Source organism: Pseudonocardia kongjuensis, assembly GCF_039526905.1.
In the GTDB taxonomy this organism is placed as follows: Bacteria; Actinomycetota; Actinomycetes; order Mycobacteriales; family Pseudonocardiaceae; genus Pseudonocardia; species Pseudonocardia kongjuensis.
The window spans coordinates 468,827-493,002 of record NZ_BAAAJK010000006.1 but is presented as its reverse complement, the minus strand read 5'-3'; the positions used below and the strand labels follow the sequence as shown (position 1 = coordinate 493,002).

Here is a 24,176-nt window from a genome sequence, read left to right as displayed (position 1 = left end):
CGGGGGCGCGCTCAGACGGCGTGCGCGCGGAAGCGGCGCAGCCGCAGGCTGTTCGCGACCACGCAGACCGAGCTGAACGCCATCGCCGCACCGGCGATCAGCGGGTTCAGCAGGCCCATCGCGGCCAGCGGGATCGCGGCGGTGTTGTAGGCGAACGCCCAGAACAGGTTGCCCTTGATCGTGCCCAGGGTCCGCCGGGACAGCCGCACCGCGTCCGCGGCGGCCCGCAGGTCGCCGCGGACCAGGGTGATGTCGGACGCCTCGATCGCCACGTCGGTGCCGGTGCCCATGGCCAGGCCCAGGTCGGCCCGGGCGAGCGCGGCGGCGTCGTTGACGCCGTCGCCGACCATCGCGACGACCTTGCCGCCGGCCTGCAGCCGCTCGATGACGGCCAGCTTCTCCTCCGGCAGCACGTCGGCGACCACCACCTGCGGGTCGATCCCCACCTCGGCCGCGACGGATGCGGCGACGGCGTGGTTGTCCCCGGTCAGCAGCACCGGGACCAGGCCCAGCCTGCGGAACTCGGCGATCGCCTCGGCGGAGGTCGGCTTGATCGTGTCGGCGACGACGAGGACCGCGCGGGCCTGCCCGTCCCAGGCGACCGCGACCGCGGTCCGGCCCTGCGCGGTCTCGGTCTCGACGGCGTCGGCGAGCGCGCCGGTCAGCGGCATCGACCACTGCTCCAGCAGCCGGGGCCTGCCCACGAGCACCGCGTGCCCGTCGACGACGCCCTGCACGCCGAGCCCCTCGTGGTTGGTGAAGGCGGTGACCTCGGGCAGCTCGCCGACGCGGTCCCGGGCGGCCGCGACGATCGCGGCGGCGATCGGGTGCTCGGAGGCCCGCTCCAGCGCCCCGGCGAGGCGCAGCGCCGTCGCCTCGGCCGCCTCCGCGGCGCCATCGGCACTGTCGGCACTGTCGGCACCGGCCGCCCTGTCGGCGCCGGCCGCGCTGTCGGCACGGGCCGCGCTGTCACCGGCCGCGCTGTCGGCACCGGCCGCGCTGTCACCGGCCGCGCTGTCGGTACCGGCGGCACCATCGGCACCGGCCGCAGTGGCTGCACTGCCGGCACCCGCCGCACCGTCGGCGCCGGACGCAGTGGCCGCACCGTCGGCGCCGGCCGCACCCTCGGCACCTGCGGCACCGTTCACCCCGGCCGCACCGGCTGCGCCGTCGGCGGTGTGCACCCCGACCAGCGACATCGCGCCGGTGGTGACGGTGCCGGTCTTGTCCAGCACCACGGTGTCCACCCGGCGGGTCGACTCCAGCACCTCCGGCCCCTTGATCAGGATGCCCAGCTGGGCGCCGCGGCCGGTGCCGACCAGCAGCGCGGTCGGCGTGGCGAGGCCGAGCGCGCAGGGGCAGGCGATGATCAGGACGGCGACGGCGGCGGTGAAGGCCGCCGCGGTGCCCGCCCCGGCACCGAGCCAGAACCCGAGGGTGACCGCGGCGACCACGATCACCACCGGGACGAACACCCCGGAGATCCGGTCGGCCAGCCGCTGCACCGCGGCCTTGCCGTTCTGCGCGTCCTCCACCAGCCGCGCCATCTGGGCGAGCTGGGTGTCCGACCCGACCCGGGTGGCCTCGACGACGAGCCGGCCGCCCGCGTTCACGGTCGCGCCGACCACGGCGTCGCCGACGGTCGCCTCGACCGGCACCGACTCGCCGGTGAGCATCGAGGCGTCCACCGCGGAGCGGCCCTCGACGACCCGGCCGTCGGTGGCGATCTTCTCGCCCGGCTTGACCACGAACCGGTCGCCGACCGCGAGCCGGGAGATCGGGATCTGCACCTCGGCGCCGTCCCGGAGCACCAGCACGTCCTTCGCGCCGAGATGCAGCAGCGCCCGCAGCGCGGCACCGGCCCGGCGCTTGGACCGCATCTCGAACCAGCGCCCGGCCAGCAGGAACGTGGTGACCCCGGCGACGACCTCCAGGTAGATGTTCCCGGCGCCGTCGGAGGGCGAGATCGACAGCTCGAACGGGTGCACCATCCCGGGGATCCCGGCGGTGCCGAGGAACAGCGCGTAGACCGACCAGGCCATCGCGGCCGTCGTGCCCAGCGACACCAGGGTGTCCATCGTGGCCGCGCCGTGCCGCAGGTTCGTCCAGGCGGCCCGGTGGAACGGCGCCCCGGCCCACGCCCACACCGGCGCGGCCAGCACCAGCGACAGCCACTGCCAGTTCACGAACTGCAGCGGCGGCGCCATCGCCAGCACCACGACCGGCAGCGAGAGCAGCGCGGACACCACCAGCCGGTGCCGCAGCTCGCGCAGCGCCGCGGTGTCCTCGCCCTCGCCCTCGCCCTCGCCCTCGCCCTCGCCGTCCCCGGCCCCGTCGCTCGCGGGATCGTCCTGCGGCGCGCGGACCGGGGTCGCGCTGTACCCGGCGGCCTGCACGGTCGAGACGAGCCGCTCGGTGGCGATCCCGTCCGGCGCGGTGACCTTGGCCTTCTCGGTGGCGTAGTTGACCGTGGCGGTCACGCCGTCGAGCTTGTTGAGCTTGCGCTCGATCCGGTTCGCGCAGGAGGCGCAGGTCATGCCGCCGATGGACAGCTCGATCTCGTGGACCGGGGTGTCGGTCTGCGGCAGAGCCATGGTCGTCGCCGTGGTCATCGGTGGCCTCCCTCGTCGTGTGCGTGCCCGTCGCCGTCGGGGGCGGGCGCCCCGCCGGCCGGGACGGTGAACTCGGCGGTGTGCACCGCGTCGTCGTGCCGGAAGTCGAGGAACAGCCGGTAGGTGCCCGCCGACGGGACCTCGGCGTGGAAGGTGATCTCCGGGCCGGTGCCGGGCGCGTCCTCGGGATGGACGTGCAGGTAGCCGAGGTCCCCGCCGCGCAGCACGACCAGGTGCCCGGCGGCGCCCAGGTGCGGCTGCAGGTCGGTGACCGGCCGCCCGTCCCGGGTGACGGTCAGAGTGAGGGGCGCGGTGGCGCCCGGCGCGAGCTCGCCGTCGAGCCGGACCTGGTAGCCGCCGGGCAGCTCGGCGACCCGGCTCGGCTGCGGGGTGACCGGCTCGAACGGGCCCGGCGCGGACAGGTCGACGCCGAGCGTCGTCGGTGCGCCGCCGGCCGGGACGAAGTCGGCGAAGGCCCGGTAGGTGCCGCCGCCGTCGAGCATCGCGGGCACCCGCCAGGTGCCGTCGCCGGACATCGTGGGGTGCAGGTGCTGGAAGCCCGCGGTGTCGCGGCGCAGCAGCACCAGGTGCATCCGCTTCTCGTGCGTGACGTCGAAGTCGGTGACGGCGGCGCCGTCGGCCCCGGTGATCCGGAACGCGATCTCGGCCCCGGTGCCGGCCGGCAGCACCGGCGTCAGCGGCTCCAGGGTGTAGCCGCCCGCGGTGCTCGCCAGCCCGCCGGGCTGCTGCGGGTCCGCCGCGGCGTCCGGAGCGGGGGCGTGCGCGGCGGGCGCCCGCAGGTGGTCGGTGGACGCACCGGCGGAGGTGCCCGCGGCGTAGGCGCCGACGGCGAGCAGGACGACTGCCGCCCCGTAGACGGTCAGCCGAACGGCTGTGTGCATCGTTCGGTCCCTCGGTAGGACCCGATGCGGGTGGACGGCGCCGTGCCGTGACCCGCACCGGGTGGTGGACGGGGCCCGGCTCAGGCCCCGGCGGTGACCTCGTAGCCCGCCTCGCGGACGGCCTCGCGGACCGCCTCGGCCGGGATCTCGCCCTCGCCGGTGACGGTGACGGCGCCGGTGGGCAGGTCGACGGCCACGCCGGTCACGCCGGAGATCTCCTCGATCTCCTCGGTGACCGAGCTGACGCAGTGCTGGCAGGTCATGCCGGTGACGGTGTAGGTGGCGGTGCTCATGGGCGTTTCCTCCTCGTGCGTGCCCGCGGGGAGCGGGGTGTTCAGGAGCGGACCAGGCGCGCGATGGCGGCGCTGGCCTCCTCGATCTTCTCGTCGGCGAGCTCGCCGCCCTCGGCGACGGCGTCGGCGACGCAGTGCTTGAGGTGCTCGTCGAGCAGGCCGAGCGCGACGGCCTCCAGGGCCTTGTTGACGGCCGAGACCTGGGTCAGGACGTCGATGCAGTACTTGTCCGACTCGATCATCTTGCTGATCCCCCGGACCTGGCCCTCGATCCGGCGCATGCGCTTGATGTGCGCGTCCTTGTTGTCGGTGTAACCGTGCATCGCGTACCTCCTCCGTCCGCACCACGACCATACCCCTGGGGGGTATCGGTGTCGAACCGGGGAGGCGCGTTGTGTGTGGGAACCGTCGAGGCGGGTAACCACCCGTCATACTGGTCGACGGGCCCGGGCGCGCCGACCGGTGCAGGCCCTACCGGTTCAGACGCCGCAGCCGGTGGGGCCGTCTACATCCGGGTGTCCTCGGCGAGCCAGTCGAGGACGGCCCGGGTGTGCTCACCCACCGCGGGGACGGGGCCCATCCTGGGCGTCCGCCCGGCGATGCCGATCGGAGGGAGCGTGGCACGCAGCGGCCCCACCGGGCTGCCGATCTCGGTCCACCGGTCCCGCGCGGTGAGCTGCGGGTGCTCCAGCACCTCGGGCAGCTCCCGCTGACGCGCGTGCGCGATCCGGGCCGCGGCCAGCCGCCGGAGCAGCTCCTCGCCGGTCAGCCCGCCGAACACGGCGGCGATCTCGGCGTGCAGCTCCTCGCGGTGCGCCACCCGGCGCCCGCCGCCGGCGAACCGCGGATCGGTCGCCACCTCGGGGCGGCCCAGCACGATCTCGCAGAACGTCGCCCACTCCCGCTCGTTCTGGATCGACAGCACGACGTCGGTCCCGTCGCCCGCGCTGAACGTGCCGTACGGGGCGATCGCGGCGTGGCTGGTCCCGGTGCGCTGCGGCGGGGTGCCGCCGTAGCCGGCGTAGTACAGCGGATAGCCCATCCACTCGACGAGCGAGTCGAACAGGCTCACCTCCAGGTCGGATCCCTCGCCGGTGCGTTCCCGCTCGTAGAGCGCGGCGAGGATCCCGGAGAACGCGTACATCCCGGCGCCGATGTCGGCCGCCGGGATCCCGCTCTTGGCCGGCGCGTCCGGTGACCCGGTGATCGACACCAGCCCGGCCTCGGACTGGATGAGCAGGTCGTAGGCCTTCGCGTCGCGGTACGGCCCGGACGAGCCGTAACCGGAGATCGAGCAGGTCACCAGCCTGGTGAAGCGCTCGCGCAGCGCGGGCGCGCCGAGCCCGAGCCGCTCCGCGGCGCCCGGCGCGAAGTTCTGCACGAACACGTCCGCCCGCTCCAGCAGGCGCAGCATCGTCGCCCGGTCGCCCGGGTCCTTCAGGTCCAGCGCGACCGACTCCTTGGAACGGTTCAGCCACACGAAGTGGCTGGACATGCCCTGCACCGTCTCGTCGTAGCCGCGGGCGAAGTCACCGCTCCCCGGGCGCTCGATCTTGATCACCCGGGCGCCCAGGTCGGCGAGCTGCCGGGTCGCCAGCGGCGCCGCCACGGCCTGCTCGCACGACACCACCACGATCCCGTCCAGCGGAAGACTCACGCGCCCCACCGCACACCCCTTCGCAGTCCTGCGCACCCGCTGCAGCAGGTGTGTCGCGCGGTCATCGGGTGTGCACCGAGCGGGCCGCCGCGACGAACTCGGCGATCCTGCTGTGGTCCTTGACGCCGCGGGTGCGCTCCACGCCGCTGGAGACGTCCACCCCCCAGGGGCGGATGCGGCGGATCGCGCCGGCGACGTTGTCCGGGTCCAGGCCCCCGGCCAGCAGCCAGTGCCCGGCCGGCGGCGGATCGAGCGCCTCGACGTCCCAGGTCTCGCCGGACCCGGCGCGCGGCGAGTCGAGCAGCAGCGCCTCCTCGCCGAACCGGCCCACCCGCGGCTGCGGGTCGTCGGCGAGCGAGGTGGCCCGCCACGAGCGGACGCCCCGGCCGGCCACCCGCGCGAAGTCCTCGGCGGTGTAGCCGCCGTGCAGCTGCAGCACGTCGGCGCCGATCTCCCGGGTGATCCGCGCGGCGTCGTCGGCGGCGTGCTCGGCGACGACGACCACCGACAGCACCGGCTCCGGGACGTGCGCCACCAGCTCGCGGGCGAGCTCCGGATCGACGTACCGCGGGCTGGCCGGGTGCAGCACGAACCCGACCGCGTCGGCACCGGCCGCCCCGGCCGCCCGGACGTCGTCGACGCTGCGCAGGCCGCACACCTTCACGAACACACGGCCGACCCTACGTGCGCCCCGTGTACCGGATCGGAACACCTCGGACGCTGCGATGCCGGTCACAGTCTGGATGTCGTGCCGATCGGAGAACGCCGACCCAGACGAAGGAGTGCCGCATGAGCGACGCGCCGTCCCCCGGGGCCGAGGCCCTGCGGAACCTCTACGCCGACTGGTCCGCCGTGATGGCGGGCCGGCCGGATCTCGACATCCGGTTGCTGCGCAGCCTGTTCGACGAGTGGCACCAGGCCACCGCCGAGCCCACCGACGTGACCTACGCCGACGACGTCGTCGGCGGGGTGCCCGGGATCTGGGCGCTGCCGGTGGGCGCCGACCTCGGCCGGGTCGTGCTGTTCACCCACGGCGGCGGGTTCGCCGTCGGGTCCGCCGCGAGCCACCGCAAGCTCGCCGGGCACCTCGCGAAGGCGCTCGGCACGACCGCGTTCGTGCTCGACTACCGCCGCGCGCCGGAGCACCCGCACCCGGCGCAGGTCGACGACGGGGTCGCCGCCTTCGACGGGCTGCTGGAGCGGGGGATCGCCGCCGCCGACGTCGTCACCGCGGGCGACTCCGCGGGCGGCAACCTGGCCATCGCGATCCCGCTCGCGCTGCGCGAGCGCGGCCGGCCGCTGCCCGGGGCGGTGGTGGCGTTCTCGCCGTGGCTGGACATGGCGAACACCGGCAAGACGCTGGAGTCGAACGCGGACACCGACGCGCTGGTCACGGTGCCGCTGCTGGCCGGGATGATCGCCGGGGTGCTGGGCGACACCGGCGACGGCCCGGCCGTGCACCCGGCCACCCCGCTGGCGAACCCGCTGCACGCCGACCTGACCGGGTTCCCGCCGGTGTTCGTGGACGCCGGCGGCGCCGAGGTGCTGCTGGACGACGCGGTCCGCTTCACCGAGCGGGCCCGGCTCGCCGGGGTGGACGCCACGCTGTCGGTCGTCGACGGCCTGCAGCACGTCTTCCCGTTCGCGGCCGGCCGCGGCGGGGAGGCCGACGCCGAGATCGCGGCGATCGCCGAGTGGTACCGGTCGCGGCGCGCCGGGGTGGCGGCATGAGCGCCGAGCTCGACGCGGTGGTGATCGGCGCCGGGTTCGGCGGCCTGTACATGCTCAAGAAGCTCCGCGACGATCTCGGGCTATCCGTGCTCTGCGTGGACCGGGCCGGCGGCGTCGGCGGGACCTGGTACTGGAACCGCTATCCCGGCGCGATGTCGGACACCGAGAGCTACGTCTACCGCTACTCGTTCGACGAGCAGCTGCTGCAGGAGTGGGACTTCACCAGCCGCTACCTCGACCAGCCCGACATCCTGCGCTACCTGCAGGCCGTCGTCGACCGGCACGACCTGGCCCGGGACATCCGGCTGGAGACCGGGATCGAGTCGATGCGGTTCGACGAGGCGAGCGGGCGGTGGACGCTGCTCACCGACGGCGGCGAGCGGATCGTGGCCCGCTACGTGGTCACCGCGCTCGGCCTGCTGTCCCGGATCAACGTCCCGGACCTGCCCGGGCTCGACTCGTTCGAGGGCGTGGTGGCGCACACCGGGGCCTGGCCGGCGGACCTGCGGATCGACGACCGCCGGGTCGGCGTGCTCGGCACCGGCTCCACCGGGACCCAGTTCATCTGCGCCGCCGCACCGCGCACCCGGCACCTCACCGTGTTCCAGCGCACCCCGCAGTACAGCGTGCCCTCCGGCAACGGCCCGGTCGACGAGCGCTACCTGGCCGACGTCCGGTCCCGCTACGACGAGATCTGGGAGCAGGTCCGCAACTCGGTCGTCGCGTTCGGGTTCGAGGAGAGCACCGTCCCGGCGATGAGCGTCTCCGGCGCCGAGCGGGAGCGGGTGTTCCAGGAGAACTGGGACATCGGCAACGGGTTCCGCTTCATGTTCGGCACCTTCTGCGACATCGCCACCGACGCGCAGGCGAACGAGGAGGCGGCCCGGTTCATCCGGCGCAAGATCGCCGAGATCGTCCGGGACCCGGAGACGGCCCGGCTGCTGACCCCGACCGACCTCTACGCGCGGCGGCCGCTGTGCAACAACGGCTACTACGAGACGTTCAACCGGGACGACGTGACGCTGGTCAGCGTCGCCGAGAACCCGGTCGCGGCGGTCGAGCCGACCGGCGTGCGGCTGGCCGACGGCACCTTCCACGAGCTGGACGTGCTCGTGCTGGCGACCGGGTTCGACGCCGTCGACGGCAACTACGTCCGGATGGACATCCGGGGCCGCGGCGGGCGCACCATCGCCGAGCACTGGGCCGAGGCACCGGGCAGCTACCTCGGCGTGACCACCGCCGGGTTCCCGAACATGTTCATGATCCTCGGCCCGAACGGGCCCTTCACCAACCTGCCGCCGAGCATCGAGTCCCAGGTGGAGTGGATCGCCGCGCTGATCGAGGAGGCCCGCGGGCGCGGCACGCCGATCATCGAGGCGACCGCCGAGGCCGAGCAGCGCTGGAACCGGACCTGCCGGGAGATCGCCGACGCGACGCTGTTCCCGAAGGCCGACTCGTGGATCTTCGGCGCGAACATCCCGGGGAAGCGGCAGGCGGTGATGTTCTACATGGCGGGCATCGGCGCCTACCGCGGCGAGCTGGCGGGGGAGCGGGACCGGGGCTACCCGGGCCTCGCCCTGACCGCGGGCTGACCGCGGGCCTGACCGAGGGCTGACGGGGGGCCGGCCGGCCGCGGACCGACAGTGCTGACAGTGCTGACAGGGCCGAGAGAGCAAGGACCGACCGGGCCGGCCGGCCCCTTCCCAGCCACGGTGCCGTGCGGCACCGTGGAGCACGACCCGACATCACGGCCGGACAGCCCCGACGGGCACGGACGACGGAGCGACGATGCTTCGACAGGACACCAGCGGGGAACCGTCGATGACCACGGCGGACCGCGAACGCACCCGGCGGACCCGGGAGGCGCTCGTCGACGGCGGGCTGCTGGTGCTGCCGCCCGGGGACAGCGGCGTGCCGCAACTGATCGAGCGCAGCTGGCGGCGCTGCGTCGGCGAGGCGGTCCCGGTCGCCCCGGACGTCACCCGCTACCGGGAGCCCGCCGATCTCGCGCCGATCCTGTGCCGGGCCGCCGAGCCGGTGCTGGCCCGGCTGCGCGACAGCCTGGCCGACGTGCCGGTGGCGATGGTGCTCGCCGACCCGGCCGGCCGGATCGTGGTGCGGCACGCCGACGTCCGCCGCCAGCGCTCGCTGATGGACCGGGCGAACGCCGCCGAGGGCTTCGACTTCTCCGAGCGGTCGATCGGCACCAACGGCCTGGGCACCGTCCTCGTCGAGCGCCGCCCGATGCTGGTCCGCGGGCCCGAGCACTACAACCCGCTGCTGGAGAACCTGACCTGCGCCGGGACCCCGATCGTCGAACCCGGGACCGGCCGGATGCTCGGCTCCTTCGCGCTGGCCTGCTCGGCCCGCGACGTGCACCCGCTGATGGCGGTGCTGGCCGGCGACATCGGCCGGCAGATCGAGATGCGGGTCGCCGAGGAGGGCGGCGAGCGGCGCCGCCTGCTCGTCGACGCCTACCTGCGGGTGGACCGGACCGGGGCCGGCGCGCTGGTCATCGACCAGGACACGGTGCTGGCGAACGGCGCCGGACTCGCGCACACCGGCCCGGAGCTGCACGCCGTGCTCTGGCAGTTCCTGCTCGAACACGGCGGGCCCGGGATCCGGCGGCTGCGGGTGCCGCTGGTGGACGGCCCGCACGACGCCGTCGTCGAACGGATCGGGGACGGCGCGCACACCGCCTACTGCGTGCGGCTGCTCCCGGCGCGGCGGCGCCGGGCCGTCCCGGCCGGGCCCGCGCCGGCGGGCCGTCCGCTGCACGTCGCGCCGGACGTCGATCGCGCGCTGGTCACCGCGCTCGGCCTCGGCGAACGGGTCGCGATCGCCGGCGGCCCCGGCAGCGGGAAGGCGCACACCGCCCGGCGGGTGCTCGACCGGCTCGGCGCCGGCGACCCGATGGTGCTCGACGCCGATCACGGCCCGCCGAACTGGGACGGCGCGCACGCCGCGCTGCGCAGCGGCCGGGGGGTGCTGCTCCGGCGGCTGCAACGGCTCCCGGACCCGGCGCTGTGGCAGGTCCGCCGGCTCGCCGAGACGCCCGGGCCGCTGGTGCTCACCCTCGACCCGGCTGCCGCCCCGGACCGGGTCACCGGGCTGGTCGGGCAGGTCGCGACGACGGTGCCGCTGCCGGTGCTGGCCCGCTGCCGCGAGCACGTCCCGGCACTGGTCCGGGAGGTGCTCGCCGGGCTCGACGGCCCCGCGGCCGCGACCACCTTCACACCGGCCGCCTGGGAAATGCTCATCGCCCGGCACTGGCCCGGCGACGTCGCCGAGCTCGCCGGCACCGTCGTCGCGCTCGCCCGCCGGGCCCGCGGCGGCCCGATCGGGCCCGCCGACCTGCCCGCCGAGCTGCGCGGGTCCCGGTCGCCCGCCGGGCTGCTCGCCGCCGCCGAGCGGGACGCGATCACCGACGCGCTGCGCGCCGCCGGCGGCAACCGCAGCCGCGCCGCACAGGCGCTCGGGATCGGCCGGACCACCCTCTACCGCAAGATCCGCGAGTTCGGCCTGGACTGAGCGCGCGGCGGCCGGTTCAGAGGTCCAGCACCAGGCGCGCCGACCGGGACCGCGACACGCAGATCATCATGGCGTCGTTCGCGGCCCGCTCGTCGTCGTCGAGCAGCGAGTCCCGGTGGTCCGGCACCCCGGCCAGGACGCCGGTCTCGCAGGTCCCGCAGGTCCCCTCCTGGCAGGACGACAGCACCTCGACGCCGGCGTCCTCCAGCACGTCGAGCACCGACCGGCCGGCCGGGACCGCGAACACCTCGCCGGTCCCGGCGAGCTCCACCTCGAACGCCTCCTGCGGGCCGTCCAGCGCGCCGTCCTTCGGTGCGAACCGCTCCACGTGCACCACGGCACCGCGCCGCGCGCACTCCTGCTCGACGGCGCCGAGCAGCGCCTCCGGCCCGCAGCAGTACACCGGCCGGTCCGGCGCCGCGTCGAGGATCCCGGCCAGGTCGAGCAGCCCGGTCTCGTCCTGCGGCCGGATCTCCACCCGGTCCGGGTGGCGCTCGGCGAGCTCGGTGAACGCCATCGACGCGCGGGTCCGGCCGCCGTAGACGAGCCGCCAGTCCGCACCGGCCGCCGCCGCGGCGGCGACCATCGGCACGATCGGGGTGATCCCGATGCCGCCGGCGACGAACACGTAGGACGCCGCCGGGACCAGCGGGAACCGGTTGCGCGGCCCGCGCGCGGTCACCGTGTCGCCGGTCGCGAGCACGTCGTGCACGTGCGCCGATCCGCCGCGTCCGCTCTGCTCACGCAGCACCGCGAGCCGCCAGCCGGTGCGGTCGGCCGGGTCCCCGCACAGCGAGTACTGCCGGACCAGGTCCGCGCCCAGCACCAGGTCGACGTGCGCGCCCGGCTCCCAGGCCGGCAGCTCGCCGCCGTCGGCGCGGCGCAGGGTGAGCAGTGCGACGCCGTCGGCGACGACCTGCTTGTCCGCCACCACCAGGTCCAGATCGGTCATGTCGGGCTCCCGGCGAGTGCGGGGGAGCGGTCGGCCGCTCCCGCGGTCGGCCGGTGGTCGTCGGGATGGCCGAGCAGCCACTCCCACAGCTCCACCGGATCGTCGAACAGGCGCTCGGCGCCGCAGTGGCAGACCGCGCGCAGCCGGTCGGTCCCGAGCACCCAGTGGATGCGGTGCACCCGCTCACCGGTCAGCACCGGCGGGAGGCCGCTCATCGGGCCGGGACCGCGCGCTCCGCGGGCACCGCACCGGCCATCCGGGCGAGCATCCGGCGCGCGGCCAGGCCACCGGTGTCGATGTTGACCGACAGCTCCTGGTAGCCCGGCGGCTCGGTGGCGATCACCTGCTCCAGCACGTCGAGCGCGGCCACGTCCTGGAGCACGACGGTGCGGTTCTGCTCGGCCAGGAACGCCGACACGTCCTCGTCGTCGAGTGCGAAGTCCCGGGCGACCAGCCAGAAGTCGTGCGTGGAGTGCTCGGTCTCCGGGGTGATCGCGTACACCACCTCGACGTGGAAGGCGTCCGGGTCGCTGCCGTCCGGGTCCGGGACCGAGCCGACCGGGGCGATCCGGGAGTGCAGCTTGTACAGGCACGGCGGGGTGTACTCGATGTCCTGCCAGCGCGAGATCCGGCCGGACAGTCCGGTGGACCGCTCGTAGAACGGCGGGCACTCGGCGTCGGCCATGTGCCGGGAGACGTAGACGATCCCGGCGTCGTCGTCGACCTCGGTGCTGATCGGTGTCGCCGCGACCTCGGGGGTGCCGATGTACCCACCGTGCAGGTAGGTCTCGTGCGAGAGATCGAGCAGGTTGTCCACCAGCAGCGAGTAGCGGGCGGCCAGCGGCTCCATCCCGCGCACCGTCGTCCAGCCCGGCGAGTCCAGGTAGGACGCGCGCGGGATCCGGCCCGGATCGGCCAGCGCCGGGTCACCGATCCAGACCCACACCAGCGAGTCCTGCTCGACGACCGGGTACTGCGCCAGCCGCGCGGTCCGCGGCACCCGGGTCTGGCCGGGGACGGCGACGCAGCGGCCGTCGGCGCCGTAGGTGAAGCCGTGGTAGCCGCAGACCACGGTGTCACCGACCAGCCGGCTGGGTGCCCGGGACAGCGGGAACCGGCGGTGCACGCACCGGTCGGCGTGCGCGGTGATCTCGCCGGCCTCGGTGCGCCAGAACAGGATCGGATCACCGCAGATGGTGCGGGAGAACAGCTCGCGGCCGATCTCGGCGGTGTAGGCGGCGACATACCACTGGTCGCGGGGAATGCTGCTCACGACGACGCTCCTTCGCGTGTGCCGGCTGTGCGACGTCCGTGCGTGGTGGGACGGCTCGGCAGCACCGAGGATGCGGTCCGGGCCCGGCGCGGGCGAAGCGCACTTCCGGGAAATGGAAGGCCGGTCAGTCGGTGAGGGCCCGGCCGATCCCGCGCGCGGTGGTCCGCACCAGCGGCGCGAGCGCCCGCGGGGCGGCGCTGCCGCGCCGGACGACCAGCGAGACGGCGGCGACCACCCGGCCCTGTGCGTCCTGCACGGGGGCGCCGACGGACAGCGCGTCGTCGGTGACCTGGCGGTCGCTGACCGAGAAGCCGTCCCGCCGCACGTCGGCGAGCATCCGCCGCAGCCGGGCCGGATCGGTCACGGTGAACGGGGTGTAGCGCTCGACGTGCCCGGCGAGCACCTCCTCCTGCAGCTCGGGCGGCGCGTGCGCGAGCAGCACCAGCCCGACCCCGGTCGCGGTCAGCCCGAACCGGCCGCCGACCCGGGTGTGCACCGGCACCGCACCGGACCCGGCGAGCCGCTCGACGAACACCAGCTCGGTGCCCTCCCGGACGGCCAGCTGCACGTTCTCCCGGGTGACGTGGGACAGGTCCTCCAGGAACGGCAGCGCCGTCTCGCGCAGCGCCTGCCCCCGCGGGGCGAGCGCGCCGAGCTCCCACATCCGCAGGCCGATCCGGTACCGGCCGGTCTCGTCCCGCTCCAGGGCGCCCCAGCCGCCGAGGTCGCCGACCAGCCGGTGCGCGGTGGACAGCGGGACACCGGCGTGCCGGGCCAGCTCGCTGAGGGTCAGCGCGGGCCGGTCGGGGCCGAACGCGTCGAGCATGCCGAGCGCCCGGGCGACGACCGAGCCGGTCGGTCCGGCCGGGCGGCCGCGGGTCGGTGTGACGGCCCGGTCCGGTGGGGTCACCGGGCCGGGTCCGGGTCCTCCGGGCCGGCCGATCCCACCGGGCCGGCCGGGTCCGGGTCCGCTGGGCCGCTCGGTGCCCGGTCCGCCGGGCCGCCCGGTGCCGGGCCGCCCGGTGCCGGGTCCGGGCCCGCCGGGCCGGCCGGGTCCGGGTCCTCGGCCAGCAACGCCGCGATCTCCTGGTCCAGGGCCCGGGTGGTCCGCCCGCCGGCCTGGTTCGCCCGGGCCTGCCACGCCGCCGCCCGCCGCCGCTCCGCCACACCTCGCACCCTGTCCCACGGGGCTGCCGGTGACAAGCCCGCGGTCGAGCGTTGCACGACGGCTGCCGGGACCGCCATCGTGCAACGCTCGGAATCGGATGGAACCGGTCGGGCCCGGCCGTCGTCCACGGTCTGTGGATCTGAACAGGCCGTTCCGGGGGCGGACGCGGTCCGGGCCGGGATCGTGACCCGGCCCGGTTGCGCGGTCCGGGGTTCCGGCAGGTGGCGTACGGCGTCCATCTCGCGTCGGACGTCGAGGTGACCTACCTGGTGCGCTGCGAGGCGGTCGCGCTGGAGGCCGGTGCGCCGGCCGGACCGGGAACGGCCGGTGTCGGGTCCGGCTCGCCCTGCACGACGGCGGCCTGCCGCGCCCGGTCCTGCAGCACCCGGTCGGCCGGTACCGGATCGATCTCGCCTGTCCGGCGGCCCGGCTCGGCATCGAGCACGACGGACGGCACCATCTCGACCCGTCCCGGGCCCGCGCGGACCTGGGCCGTCAGCAGTTCCTCACCGAGCGGGGCCGGCCGATCCACCGGCCCGACGCCCGGGACGTGCTCCGCCGCCCGGAGCTGGTGGCCGGCGGGATCCGCAGGCTGCTCGCCGAGCGGTGCCGGATCACGCCCGCTCGGCCGGCGCCGGGACGATCCCGGTGAAGGCGGCGTTCACGACGTCGTCGGGCAGGGTGGAGCTGCCGGGGCGGCCCGGGCGGTACCACTCGACGATCGAGTTGACCAGGCCGGACAGCAGCCGGGCGGCCAGCGCCGGATCGACGTCGGCGCGGACCTCGCCGGCCTCGACCGCCTCGCGGACCAGCCGGGTCACCGCCGCGTCGAAGGCGCGGCGCCGTTCCAGCGCCCACCGCTCGGTCTCGGTGTTGCCCCGCACCCGTAGCAGCAGCGTCACGTAGGGCAGCTCGCGCATCAGCACCCGGACCTGCTCGGCGACGATCGCGCGCAACCGCTGCGCGGGGCCGCCGGTCTGCGCGACGGGCAGCGACAGCACCCCGAACAGGCCGTCCACGGCGCGTTCCAGCGCGGCCCGCAGCAGCGCCTCCTTGCCGGTGAAGTGGTGGTAGAACGAGGACTTGGTGATCCCGGCGGCCCGGGACAGGTCCTCCATCGAGGTGGCGTCGTAGCCACGGGCGATGAACTCGCCGACCGCGGTCTCCAGCAGCTGGTCACGCCCGCCGCTGGGCCGGCGGGTCCGCCGCACCGCCGAGCTCATCGGCCCTCGAAGGTGGGGGCCTTCTTCGCCAGGAAGTCCGCGACCGCGCGCTGGTGGTCGGCGGTGCCGGCGAGCCGGGCCTGCGCGTCCGCCTCGTGCTCGAGCACCGCGGGCAGCTCGTTGACGGCGCCGAACCGGATCGCGCTCTTCACCTCCGCGTAGGCGCGGGTGGGTCCGGCGGCCAGCCGGCGGGCCAGCCCGAGCGCGGCGGGGAGCACGTCCTCGGCGGGCACGACGTCGCGCACCAGGCCCCAGTTGCGGGCGTCCTCGGCGGTGAACTTCTCGCCGAGCAGCAGCAGCTCGGTGGCCCGGGACACGCCGACGGCGTGCGCCAGGCTCGCCGAGAGCCCGGAGTCCGCGGTCAGCCCGATCCCGGTGAAGGCGGTGGCGAAGCTCAGTCCCTCGGCGGCGATCCGCAGGTCGGCGGCCAGCGCGAGGCCGAGCCCGGCGCCGACGCAGGCGCCGTTGATCGCGGCGATCACCGGCTTCGCGGTCCCGGTGACGGCGAGGATCAGCGGGTTGTAGTGCTCCCGCACGGTGTCGAACGACGTCGACGGGTCGCGCTCCAGCGCGGTGGCGTGCTCGCCGAGGTCCTGCCCGACGCAGAACGCCTTCCCGGTCCCGGTGATCACCACGGCGCGCACCGAGTCGTCACCGGTGACCTCGGCGAGCGCGGTGAGCAGCGCCTCCTTCAGCTCGACGGTGAGCGCGTTGTACTTCGCCGGCCGGTTCAGGGTGACCACCGCGACGGCGGGATCGGTGTCGTCGCGGGTGACGAGGACGGCGGGCTGCACGGGGTCGGCCATGCGAGCACCCTAGCCGCCGACCGAACGGTCGGTCCCGCTCCTGTGTCTCCCCAACCGGCTGCCGGAGTGCTAGCGTCCCGTGCCGAACGAACGGTCGGTCCAGCACCGGCCGCAGGACGGACACCACCGGAGGCGTCGCCGATGACCCTGCTCCGCAGCCACCTCTCGGGTTCGTGGCAGACCGGGACCGGCGACGGCCGGCCGCTGCACGACGCGGTGACCGGCGAGGAGGTCGCCCGGATCTCCGCCGACGGTCTCGATCTCGCCGGCGCACTGGAGTACGGCCGCCGGACCGGCGGCCCCGCCCTGCGCGAGCTGACCTTCCACCAGCGGGCGGCGCTGCTCAAGGCGCTCGGCGGGCACCTGCGCGAGCACCGCGACGAGCTGTACGCGGTCTCCGCCCGCACCGGCGCGACGCTCGCGGACTCGAAGTTCGACGTCGACGGCGGCATCGGCGTGCTGCTGGCCTACGCGTCGAAGGCGAAGCGGGAGCTGCCCAACGACACCGTGTACGTCGAGGGGCCGGTCGAGCCGCTGGGCCGCGGCGGGACGTTCCTCGGCCAGCACCTGCTCACCCCGCTGCACGGGGTCGCGGTGCAGGTCAACGCGTTCAACTTCCCGGTGTGGGGGCCGCTGGAGAAGCTGGCCCCGGCGTTCCTGGCCGGCGTGCCCACGCTGGTCAAGCCGGCCTCGCCGACCGCCTTCCTGACCGCGCGGCTGATCGAGCTGGTGGTGGAGTCCGGCCTGCTGCCCGACGGCGCGCTGCAGTTCGTCGCCGGCTCGCTCGGCGACTGCTTCGACCACCTCACCGGTCAGGACCTGGTGTCGTTCACCGGGTCCGCGTCGACCGCGCAGACCCTGCGCAGCCATCCGGTGATCGTGCGCAACGCCGTCCGCTTCACCGCCGAGGCCGACTCGCTGAACCTGGCCGCGCTCGGCCCGGACGCCGGCCCCGGCACCGAGGAGTTCGACCTGTTCGTGCGGGCGCTGACCACCGAGATGACGGTCAAGGCCGGCCAGAAGTGCACCGCGATCCGGCGCGCGTTCGTACCCCGCGAGCACGTCGACGCCGTCGTCGAGGCCGTCTCGGCGCGGCTGGCGTCGGTGGTCGTGGGGGCGCCCGGGACCGACGGCGTCCGGATGGGCGCGCTGGCGAGCCTGGACCAGCGCGAGGAGGTCCGGCGCAGCGTGAAGGCGCTGCGCGACGCCGGCCGGCTGGTGTCCGGCGATCCGGACCACGTCGAGGTGGCCGGCGCCGACGCCGACCGGGGCGCGTTCGTCTCGCCGATGCTGCTGGTCGGCGACCCGGACCGGGCCGAGCCGCACGAGATCGAGGCGTTCGGCCCGGTGTCCACGGTCCTGCCCTACGACTCGGCGGACCGGCTCGTCGAGTACGCGGCGCGCGGGCAGGGCTCGCTGGCCGGGTCGGTGGTGAGCGCCGATCCGGCGTTCGTCCGCGCGGTGGTGCTCGGCATCGCCCCGTTCCACGGCCGGGTGCACGTGCTCAACGCCCGGGACGCGCAGGAGTCCACCGGGCACGGCTCGCCGCTGCCGCAGCTGGTGCACGGCGGGCCCGGCCGGGCCGGTGGCGGCGAGGAGATGGGCGGCATCCGCGGGGTGCTGCACCACATGCAGCGCACCGCGGTCCAGGCCGATCCGGACTCGCTCGCCGCGATCACCGGCCGCTGGGTGACCGGCGCGCAGCGGCACGACGACGGCGTGCACCCGTTCCGCAAGCACCTCGAGGAGCTCCGCCCCGGCGACTGTCTGGTCGCCGGGCCGCGCCGGGTCACCCGGGCCGACGTCGAGCACTTCGCCGAGTTCACCGGCGACACCTTCTACGCGCACATGGACGAGGCGGCCGCCGCCGCGAACCCGCTGTTCGGGCAGCGGGTGGCGCACGGCTACCTGGTCGTCTCGCTGGCCGCCGGCCTGTTCGTCGATCCCGATCCGGGGCCGGTGCTGGCGAACTTCGGCGTCGACGGGCTGCGGTTCCTCACCCCCGTCCGGTTCGACGACGAGCTGACCGTGACGCTCACCTGCAAGCAGCTCACCCCGCGGGACTCCGCCGGCTACGGCGAGGTCCGCTGGGACGCCGACGTGACCCGCCAGGACGGCGAGTCCGTCGCCCGCTACGACGTGCTCACCCTCGTCGCGAAGAAGGACGCATGACCACCACCGCCCGCCGCCTCGGCGACGCCCCGCCACCGGACCTGCTCGATCCCGAGGAGCGCATCTCGGTCGACGAGCTGCGCGCCCTGCAGCTGCGCCGGCTGCAGTGGACGCTGCGGCACGCCTACGACAACGTGCCGCACTACCGGGCGGCGTTCGAGGCGCACGACGTGCACCCCGACGACTGCCGCGAGCTGTCCGATCTCGCCCGGTTCCCGACCACCAGCAAGGCCGACCTGCGCGAGACCTACCCGTTCGGCATGTTCGCGGTGCCGCGCGAGCGGATCGCCCGGATCCACGCGTCGTCGGGCACCACCGGCCGGCCGACCGTGGTCGGCTACACCGCCACCGACATCGACAACTGGGCGACCCTGATGGCCCGCTCGATCCGGGCCGCCGGCGGGCGCCCGGGGCACCGGGTGCACAACGCGTACGGCTACGGCCTGTTCACCGGCGGGCTCGGCGCGCACTACGGCATCGAGAAGCTCGGCGCGACCGCGATCCCGGTCTCCGGCGGGATGACGCCGCGCCAGGTACAGCTGATCGGCGACTTCGAGCCCGACGTCATCATGCTGACGCCGTCCTACATGCTCACCCTGCTCGACGAGTTCGCCCGCCAGGGCGTCGATCCCGCGTCCACCTCGCTGCAGGTCGGCATCTTCGGCGCCGAGCCGTGGACCGAGCGGATGCGGGTCGAGATCGAGGACCGCACCGACATGCACGCCGTCGACATCTACGGCCTGTCCGAGGTGATGGGTCCCGGCGTGTCCCAGGAGTGCGTCGAGACCAAGGACGGGCTGCACATCTGGGAGGACCACTTCCTGGCCGAGGTCGTCGATCCGCTCGGCGATCCCGGCCGCCCGCCGGCGCCGCTGCCCGACGGCGAGGAGGGCGAGCTGCTGTTCACCTCGCTGACCAAGGAGGGGCTGCCGATCATCCGGTACCGCACCCGGGACCTGACGACGCTGCTGCCGGGCACCGCGCGGCCCGCGATGCGCCGGATGGCCAAGATCACCGGCCGGTCCGACGACATGATCATCCTGCGCGGGGTGAACGTCTTCCCGACCCAGATCGAGGAGATCGTGCTGCGCACGCCCGGCCTGGCTCCGCACTTCCAGCTGGTGCTCACCACCGAGGGCCGGATGGACGCGCTCACCGTCCGGGTCGAGGCCCGGCACGACGCGCCGGCCGGCCGCCGCGGGAGCGCGGCCGGGGAGCTGGTCCGGACGGTCAAGGAGACCGTCGGCGTGACCGTCGCCTGCGAGGTGGTCGACCCGGACACCCTGGAGCGGTCGGTCGGCAAGCTGCAGCGGCTGCAGGACCGGCGCACCCGCTGAGCCCCGGCCGGGAATGGCCGGTCACACCGGCGGCGTTCACCCGTGCGTGAAGGTGGAGATCTGGTCCGACGTGGTGTGCCCGTGGTGCGCGATCGGCAAGCGGCGGTTCGAGACGGCACTGGCCGGTTTCGCGCACCGCGACGACGTCGAGATCCGCTGGCGCAGCTTCGAGCTCGACCCGCAGGCGCCGCGCGAGCGCGACGGCGGCCCCGGGCCGCTGGCCGCCAAGCTGGGCGTGAGCGTCGAGCAGGCCCGTGAGATGCAGGACTCGGTGACCGCGACCGCGGCGGCGGACGGACTGGAGTTCCGGTTCGACATCGCCCGGCACGGCAACACCGTCGACGCGCACCGGCTGCTGCACCTGGCGTGGGAGCTGGGCGGGGCGGCGCTGCAGGGTGCGCTGAAGGACCGGCTGCTGCGCGCGTCGTTCGCCGAGGGGGAGCCGATCGGCGACCCGGACACCCTGGTCCGGCTGGCCGCCTCGGCCGGCGTGCCCGAGGACGAGGCCCGCGCGGTGCTCGACTCGGACCGCCATCTCGACGCCGTCCGCGGCGACCAGGACCTGGCCCGCCGCTACGGCATCTCCGGCGTCCCGTTCTTCGTGATCGACGACAGGTACGGCATCTCCGGCGCGCAGCCGGCCGAGGCGTTCCGGCAGGCCCTCGACCAGGCATGGGCGGACGCGCACCCGCTCACCGCGGTCGGCGGCGAGGGCGCGGCCTGCACCGACGGCAGCTGCCAGGTCTGACGGGCTGCTACCCTCGTCGGCGTGCGCGGACTGATCATTATCCGGCGCGCCGGCTGAACCCAGGTCGCCGGCGCGCGTGCCTCCGTGCCGCTGTGCCGCCACCGGACCTGGCCGGATCCTCCGTACCCGCCGACCGGGAGATCCGTGATGACCGCGATGCCCAGCCCCAGCTCCGTCGACAGCACCCCGTCCGCCAGCCCGCCCGTGGCTCCGTCCGTCACCGACGGCCGGGCCGCCCACTCGTTCAGCCTGCTCGTCGCGGGCGGCGGTGACGGGCTGACCAAGGTGCTGGTGACCCTGCGCTCGCGCCGCTACGAGCTGCGCGAGCTGCACGTCGACCTGAGCGGTGACATCGGCCGGGTCGAGGGCAGCGTCGAGCCGGACGGCCGCGACCCGGAGCTGCTGCTCGAGCAGCTGCGCCGGGTGGTCGCGGTGGTGCGGGCCGAGCACGGCTGAGCGGCCCCGGGCCCGGCCGGTGTCAGCGGCGCAGCGCCGCCAGCGCCGCCGCGACGATCGCCTCGTAGCTGCGGTAGGTGCCCTCCGGCAGCGCCGCGAGCCGCAGCCGCAGGCCGGCCGGGGCGCCCCAGTCGGTCGCGTGGGTGAGGATCTGCCAGCGCTGGGCCGGCAGGGCCAGCCCGGCGAGCACGTGCCGCAGCGCGTACCGGAGGTGTTCGGCGTCGTCGGACCCGGGGTACAGCGGAGCAGCCGTCATCGGAACCTCCGGCAGGGTGGGGGGCGGGAGCGAGACACCGGCGTCGTCGGCGGTGAGCGACCACTGATGTGATCTGTACCACGATGACAGATGCACCCTTGGGCAGTCAAAGTGTTCGCCGGTCGAAACATCGACAACGGAAGGTTCCGCGACGATGCCGGAGGCGTCCGAACAGGCCCGCGCCGTGCTCGCGGGCGTGCACGCGTTCGCGCACGGCATCGACCGCTACCGGCTGGCCGTCGGGACCCGCCTCGGGCTCGGCGTCCCCGAGGTGGTCACGCTCGCGCACCTCGCGGTGACCGGGGCGGTCCGGGCCGGTGAGGTGGCCGAGCGCACCGGGCTCAGCCAGGGCAGCGTGACGGCGCTGGTCGACCGGCTGGAGCGGCGCGGGTTCGTCGCGCGGGTGCGCCCGCCGGAGAACCGGCGGCTCGTGCTGGTCGAGCTGACCGCCGCCGGGCACGAGGTGACCGACGGGCTGCTGGCCGCGATGCTGCCGACCATGGCGGCGACGGCGGCCGCGCCGGACCTGCCGGATCCGGCGGAGCTCGCGCACGGCCTGCACCGGGTCGCCGACATGCTGGTCGAGCTGGCGGACCGGGAACCGGCCCGGGTCACTCCCGCGGGGTGAGCCGGGCGTTCGGCAGCTCGGGGGCGGGCAGCGTCGAGTCCCAGGCGTCCGGGAACGCGCCGAACCGGCCGGCCGCGGATCCGCCGCTGCTGCGCTCCCGCTGCCACTGCTCGCGGAAGGCGGCGATCTCGTCGTGCGAGGACCCGATGAAGTTCCACCACATGACGATCTGCTCGCCGAGCGGCTCGCCGCCGAGCAGCAGCACCCGGGTGCCCGCGCCGCCGGTGGCCCGGATGTCGATGTCGGACGCCCCCGGCGGCAGGTAGACCAGCTCGCCCGGCGCGGCGGCGGTGCCGCACACGTCCGCCGAGCCGGTGTCGACGAGCACCCCGTGCTCGAACGACGGCGTCACCGGGACCGACAGCCGCCCGTCCGCCGGGAGCACCACCTCGGCGCCGAGCAGCGGGGAGAACGTCTCCACCGGTGAGGTCCGCCCGGCCAGCGAGCCCAGCAGCACCCGCAGCGTGGCGTCGCCGTGGGCGAACTGCGGCGGGACGTGGTGCCGGAACCCCGGGGCGGTCTCCCGGTGCGCGACCGGGAGGGCCAGCCAGAGCTGCACCCCGTGCAGCGTCCGGGTGTCCGGGGTGGAGTACTCGGAGTGCGCGATGCCCGATCCGGCCGTCATCAGGTTCAGCTCGCCGGGCCGCACGAGTGCGTGCGCGCCGGTGGTGTCGCGGTGCTCGATCTCGCCCTCGAACAGCCAGGACACCGTCTGCAGCCCGGTGTGCGGGTGCCCGGGCACGGCCATCCCGCCGGTCGAGGGCACCGGATCGGGCCCGTAGTGGTCGATGAAGCACCAGGCGCCGATCAGCGACCGGGCCCGGCGCGGGAGGGTGCGGCGCACGGTCATCGCCCGCGGCCCGCCGAGCGGCACCTCCCGCGGCGTCACCAGCTCTGCCCGGGCGGAGCCGCCGTCGCAGACGAGCTCCTGCGGTGCGGCCTCGACGTTGCTCATCGCTGTGCTCCCGCGGGGCGCTCGGGTACCGGATGGCGGGACAGTACCGAGACCCGGTTGAACGCGTTGATCGTGATCGCGGCCCAGATCAGCACCGAGGTCTCGTCGTCGTCGAGCCCGGCCCTGGCCTTGGCGTACGCCTCCTCGTCCAGGTGCGGGCCGGCGGTCAGGGTGACCGCCTCGGCGATCTCCAGCGCGGCGCGCTCGCGGTCGTCGAAGAGCCGGCTGTCCCGCCAGGCCGGCAGCAGCGCGATCCGCTGCGGGGTGACCCCGGCCGCCACCGCGGCCCGCCAGTGCACGTCCAGGCAGAACTCGCAGCCGTTGATCTGGGAGACCCGGACGTTGAGCAGCTCCAGCAGCGCCCGGCCGATTCCGGCGGCGTCGGCCGCCTCCCGGACGGTGCGCGAGACCTGCTTCATCGCGCTGAACACCTCGGGGGTCTGCTTGTCGACCAGCACCCGGCCGCTCATCGCAGGGCCTGCTCGACGGTCTGGATCGCGGCGGGGGTGACCGGGTCGAGGACGTCGGCGAACCCGTCGTGCGAGCCCACCCAGCGCCGCACGTAGGGGCACATCGGGACGATCCGCTTCCCGGCCGCGCGGGTGTCGGTGAGCGCCGCGCGGACCAGCGTCCCGGCGAGGCCGCGCCCGCCGAAGGCGTCGTCGATCTCGGTGTGGTGGAAGATCCGCCGGTCGCCGTCCTCGACGTAGGCCGCGAACCCGGCCCGGACGCCGTCCACGGTGATCACGTAGCGGTGCTGCTCCGGTTCGTTCGCGACGACCGGGTCCTGGTTCTCCGACATGCCCCCGACAACCACCGTGGTGGCCGCGATGTTCCGGGCGCGGCCGGTCAGGCGGTGGTGCGGCGCCGGTCCAGCGCGACCTGCACCCGGTAGCCGGTCCAGGCGAGCACGGCCAGCACGACGACCGCGGCGATGCTCTCCAGCGGCGTCGCCGGTGCCTGCAGGCCGGCCAGGAACGCCGGCCCGGCGGAGATCGCGCCGCGCACGATCAGCGCGGCGCCGCCGAGCGCGGTCGCGATCCGCAGCACCACGCCCCGGGCCCGGGCCATCGCGAGCCCGGCGACCAGCGCCGCCGCCGCGACCACGACGAGGGTGAGCGTGCGGGACAGCCCGCCGCCGGAGGGCAGCGCGGCCAGCAGCCCGAGCACGGCGGCGCCGCCGGCGAGCCCGCCGACGACGAACACCGCGGCGCCGGCCGCGAACCGGACGAGCGCGATCGCCCCGGCGGCGCCCGCGACGCCGACCAGCACGGTGACCGCGACCGGCCCGCCGAGCGCGGCGGCGAGCCCACCGGCCAGGCCGAACCCGGCGGCGCCCGCGGCCAGCAGGATCGAGCGGGCGCCGCCGAAGCACAGCACCAGCCCGGCGAGGATGAGCAGCAGGCCGCCGCCGGAGCCGCCGGGTGCGAGATCGGCCGGTGGGGCGGCGAGCGCGACGGACGTGAGGTGCACCGG

Annotated in this window: 28 protein-coding genes; 9 read left to right on the top strand and 19 right to left on the bottom strand. The window is 75.2% G+C overall.

The features are described from left to right. Nucleotides 1-11 precede the first annotated feature (11 nt). The 6 genes from ABD160_RS09985 to ABD160_RS09960 all read right to left on the bottom strand — a co-directional run bounded on the left by ABD160_RS09985 (nucleotide 12) and on the right by ABD160_RS09960 (nucleotide 6,134). The gene (locus ABD160_RS09985; RefSeq protein WP_344020738.1) at nucleotides 12-2,612 is read right to left on the bottom strand and encodes a heavy metal translocating P-type ATPase; all 2,601 of its coding nucleotides are present in this window, start codon (nucleotides 2,610-2,612) and stop codon (nucleotides 12-14) included. Beyond that, nucleotides 2,609-3,514: a COG1361 family protein gene (locus ABD160_RS09980; protein WP_344020736.1), complete on the bottom strand. Its 906-nt coding sequence runs from the start codon at nucleotides 3,512-3,514 to the stop codon at nucleotides 2,609-2,611. The genes ABD160_RS09985 and ABD160_RS09980 overlap by 4 nt, the downstream gene beginning before the upstream one ends. Nucleotides 3,515-3,594: 80 nt before the next feature. After that, nucleotides 3,595-3,807, bottom strand: coding sequence for a heavy-metal-associated domain-containing protein (locus ABD160_RS09975; RefSeq protein WP_344020734.1), 213 nt, complete (start codon nucleotides 3,805-3,807; stop codon nucleotides 3,595-3,597). Nucleotides 3,808-3,848: 41 nt separating this feature from the next. Further along, nucleotides 3,849-4,130 carry a metal-sensitive transcriptional regulator gene (locus tag ABD160_RS09970; RefSeq protein ID WP_344020732.1) on the bottom strand — a complete coding sequence of 94 codons (282 nt, stop codon included), beginning with the start codon at nucleotides 4,128-4,130 and terminating at the stop codon, nucleotides 3,849-3,851. A 182-nt stretch (nucleotides 4,131-4,312) separates the two neighbouring features. After that, a complete protein-coding gene (locus ABD160_RS09965; protein ID WP_344020730.1) occupies nucleotides 4,313-5,464 on the bottom strand; it encodes a CaiB/BaiF CoA transferase family protein in 1,152 nt (383 codons plus the stop codon). A 61-nt stretch (nucleotides 5,465-5,525) separates the two neighbouring features. Next, nucleotides 5,526-6,134 carry a phosphoribosylanthranilate isomerase gene (locus tag ABD160_RS09960; protein ID WP_344020728.1) on the bottom strand — a complete coding sequence of 203 codons (609 nt, stop codon included), beginning with the start codon at nucleotides 6,132-6,134 and terminating at the stop codon, nucleotides 5,526-5,528. Nucleotides 6,135-6,253: 119 nt separating this feature from the next. On the opposite strand from ABD160_RS09960, the gene ABD160_RS09955 reads away from it, so the two are divergent. The 3 genes from ABD160_RS09955 (at nucleotide 6,254) to ABD160_RS09945 (ending at nucleotide 10,726) form a co-directional block, all read left to right on the top strand. After that, a complete protein-coding gene (locus ABD160_RS09955) occupies nucleotides 6,254-7,195 on the top strand; it encodes an alpha/beta hydrolase (protein ID WP_344020726.1) in 942 nt (313 codons plus the stop codon). Next, nucleotides 7,192-8,787 (top strand): flavin-containing monooxygenase, encoded by a 1,596-nt coding sequence (locus ABD160_RS09950; protein ID WP_344020725.1) that lies wholly within the window; start codon nucleotides 7,192-7,194, stop codon nucleotides 8,785-8,787. The genes ABD160_RS09955 and ABD160_RS09950 overlap by 4 nt, the downstream gene beginning before the upstream one ends. A gap of 229 nt (nucleotides 8,788-9,016) precedes the next feature. Then, nucleotides 9,017-10,726, top strand: a complete 1,710-nt coding sequence (locus ABD160_RS09945) for a sigma-54-dependent Fis family transcriptional regulator (RefSeq protein ID WP_344020723.1) — start codon at nucleotides 9,017-9,019, stop codon at nucleotides 10,724-10,726. 16 nt (nucleotides 10,727-10,742) lie between these two features. Here ABD160_RS09945 and ABD160_RS09940 read toward each other — a convergent pair whose 3' ends face one another. From ABD160_RS09940 to ABD160_RS09915, 6 genes are all read right to left on the bottom strand, one after another. Further along, entirely contained in the window at nucleotides 10,743-11,678 is a 936-nt protein-coding gene (locus tag ABD160_RS09940; protein ID WP_344020721.1) for a PDR/VanB family oxidoreductase, read from the bottom strand. Beyond that, nucleotides 11,675-11,893: a hypothetical protein gene (locus ABD160_RS09935; protein WP_344020719.1), complete on the bottom strand. Its 219-nt coding sequence runs from the start codon at nucleotides 11,891-11,893 to the stop codon at nucleotides 11,675-11,677. The genes ABD160_RS09940 and ABD160_RS09935 overlap by 4 nt, the downstream gene beginning before the upstream one ends. Next, complete coding sequence (locus tag ABD160_RS09930) at nucleotides 11,890-12,951, bottom strand: Rieske 2Fe-2S domain-containing protein (protein ID WP_344020717.1); 1,062 nt, start codon at nucleotides 12,949-12,951, stop codon at nucleotides 11,890-11,892. Before ABD160_RS09930 ends, ABD160_RS09935 begins: the two co-directional genes overlap by 4 nt. Before the next feature lie 124 nt (nucleotides 12,952-13,075). After that, nucleotides 13,076-13,861 carry an IclR family transcriptional regulator gene (locus ABD160_RS09925; RefSeq protein WP_344020715.1) on the bottom strand — a complete coding sequence of 262 codons (786 nt, stop codon included), beginning with the start codon at nucleotides 13,859-13,861 and terminating at the stop codon, nucleotides 13,076-13,078. Continuing rightward, nucleotides 13,858-14,118, bottom strand: a complete 261-nt coding sequence (locus ABD160_RS09920) for a hypothetical protein (RefSeq protein WP_344020713.1) — start codon at nucleotides 14,116-14,118, stop codon at nucleotides 13,858-13,860. Before ABD160_RS09920 ends, ABD160_RS09925 begins: the two co-directional genes overlap by 4 nt. A 263-nt stretch (nucleotides 14,119-14,381) precedes the next feature. Continuing rightward, complete coding sequence (locus tag ABD160_RS09915; RefSeq protein WP_344020711.1) at nucleotides 14,382-14,651, bottom strand: hypothetical protein; 270 nt, start codon at nucleotides 14,649-14,651, stop codon at nucleotides 14,382-14,384. Here ABD160_RS09915 and ABD160_RS33320 point away from each other — a divergent pair. Next, the gene (locus ABD160_RS33320; protein WP_425563598.1) at nucleotides 14,556-14,771 is read left to right on the top strand and encodes a hypothetical protein; all 216 of its coding nucleotides are present in this window, start codon (nucleotides 14,556-14,558) and stop codon (nucleotides 14,769-14,771) included. The two genes, ABD160_RS09915 and ABD160_RS33320, sit on opposite strands and share 96 nt — an antisense overlap. Here the strand turns inward: ABD160_RS33320 and ABD160_RS09910 are convergent. Both ABD160_RS09910 and ABD160_RS09905 read right to left on the bottom strand, forming a co-directional pair. After that, nucleotides 14,734-15,342, bottom strand: coding sequence for a TetR/AcrR family transcriptional regulator (locus tag ABD160_RS09910; RefSeq protein ID WP_344020709.1), 609 nt, complete (start codon nucleotides 15,340-15,342; stop codon nucleotides 14,734-14,736). The two genes, ABD160_RS33320 and ABD160_RS09910, sit on opposite strands and share 38 nt — an antisense overlap. Beyond that, nucleotides 15,339-16,148 carry an enoyl-CoA hydratase/isomerase family protein gene (locus ABD160_RS09905; protein WP_344020707.1) on the bottom strand — a complete coding sequence of 270 codons (810 nt, stop codon included), beginning with the start codon at nucleotides 16,146-16,148 and terminating at the stop codon, nucleotides 15,339-15,341. The genes ABD160_RS09910 and ABD160_RS09905 overlap by 4 nt, the downstream gene beginning before the upstream one ends. Before the next feature lie 141 nt (nucleotides 16,149-16,289). Between ABD160_RS09905 and paaZ the strand changes: the two genes are divergently transcribed. The 4 genes from paaZ to ABD160_RS09885 all read left to right on the top strand — a co-directional run bounded on the left by paaZ (nucleotide 16,290) and on the right by ABD160_RS09885 (nucleotide 20,861). Continuing rightward, the gene (gene paaZ, locus ABD160_RS09900; protein WP_344020705.1) at nucleotides 16,290-18,320 is read left to right on the top strand and encodes a phenylacetic acid degradation bifunctional protein PaaZ; all 2,031 of its coding nucleotides are present in this window, start codon (nucleotides 16,290-16,292) and stop codon (nucleotides 18,318-18,320) included. Next, the gene (gene paaK, locus ABD160_RS09895; protein ID WP_344020703.1) at nucleotides 18,317-19,657 is read left to right on the top strand and encodes a phenylacetate--CoA ligase PaaK; all 1,341 of its coding nucleotides are present in this window, start codon (nucleotides 18,317-18,319) and stop codon (nucleotides 19,655-19,657) included. Before paaZ ends, paaK begins: the two co-directional genes overlap by 4 nt. 46 nt (nucleotides 19,658-19,703) lie before the next feature. Then, a complete protein-coding gene (locus ABD160_RS09890; RefSeq protein ID WP_344020701.1) occupies nucleotides 19,704-20,405 on the top strand; it encodes a DsbA family oxidoreductase in 702 nt (233 codons plus the stop codon). 204 nt (nucleotides 20,406-20,609) lie between these two features. After that, nucleotides 20,610-20,861: a hypothetical protein gene (locus tag ABD160_RS09885; protein WP_344020699.1), complete on the top strand. Its 252-nt coding sequence runs from the start codon at nucleotides 20,610-20,612 to the stop codon at nucleotides 20,859-20,861. Nucleotides 20,862-20,883: 22 nt separating this feature from the next. On the opposite strand, the gene ABD160_RS09880 is transcribed toward ABD160_RS09885, so the two are convergent. Beyond that, the gene (locus ABD160_RS09880) at nucleotides 20,884-21,117 is read right to left on the bottom strand and encodes a DUF2795 domain-containing protein (RefSeq protein WP_344020697.1); all 234 of its coding nucleotides are present in this window, start codon (nucleotides 21,115-21,117) and stop codon (nucleotides 20,884-20,886) included. Nucleotides 21,118-21,271: 154 nt separating this feature from the next. On the opposite strand from ABD160_RS09880, the gene ABD160_RS09875 reads away from it, so the two are divergent. After that, nucleotides 21,272-21,745 (top strand): MarR family winged helix-turn-helix transcriptional regulator, encoded by a 474-nt coding sequence (locus ABD160_RS09875; RefSeq protein ID WP_344020695.1) that lies wholly within the window; start codon nucleotides 21,272-21,274, stop codon nucleotides 21,743-21,745. Here the strand turns inward: ABD160_RS09875 and ABD160_RS09870 are convergent. From ABD160_RS09870 to ABD160_RS09855, 4 genes are read right to left on the bottom strand one after another with little or no spacing between them, the layout of a single operon-like run. Then, on the bottom strand, nucleotides 21,729-22,700 hold the full coding sequence (locus tag ABD160_RS09870) for a pirin family protein (RefSeq protein ID WP_344020693.1): 972 nt from the start codon (nucleotides 22,698-22,700) through the stop codon (nucleotides 21,729-21,731). The two genes, ABD160_RS09875 and ABD160_RS09870, sit on opposite strands and share 17 nt — an antisense overlap. Beyond that, nucleotides 22,697-23,170 carry a carboxymuconolactone decarboxylase family protein gene (locus tag ABD160_RS09865; protein ID WP_344020690.1) on the bottom strand — a complete coding sequence of 158 codons (474 nt, stop codon included), beginning with the start codon at nucleotides 23,168-23,170 and terminating at the stop codon, nucleotides 22,697-22,699. The genes ABD160_RS09870 and ABD160_RS09865 overlap by 4 nt, the downstream gene beginning before the upstream one ends. Then, nucleotides 23,167-23,502 carry a GNAT family N-acetyltransferase gene (locus ABD160_RS09860; protein WP_344020688.1) on the bottom strand — a complete coding sequence of 112 codons (336 nt, stop codon included), beginning with the start codon at nucleotides 23,500-23,502 and terminating at the stop codon, nucleotides 23,167-23,169. The genes ABD160_RS09865 and ABD160_RS09860 overlap by 4 nt, the downstream gene beginning before the upstream one ends. Nucleotides 23,503-23,549: 47 nt before the next feature. After that, the gene (locus tag ABD160_RS09855; RefSeq protein ID WP_344020686.1) at nucleotides 23,550-24,173 is read right to left on the bottom strand and encodes a hypothetical protein; all 624 of its coding nucleotides are present in this window, start codon (nucleotides 24,171-24,173) and stop codon (nucleotides 23,550-23,552) included. Nucleotides 24,174-24,176: the final 3 nt, after the last annotated feature.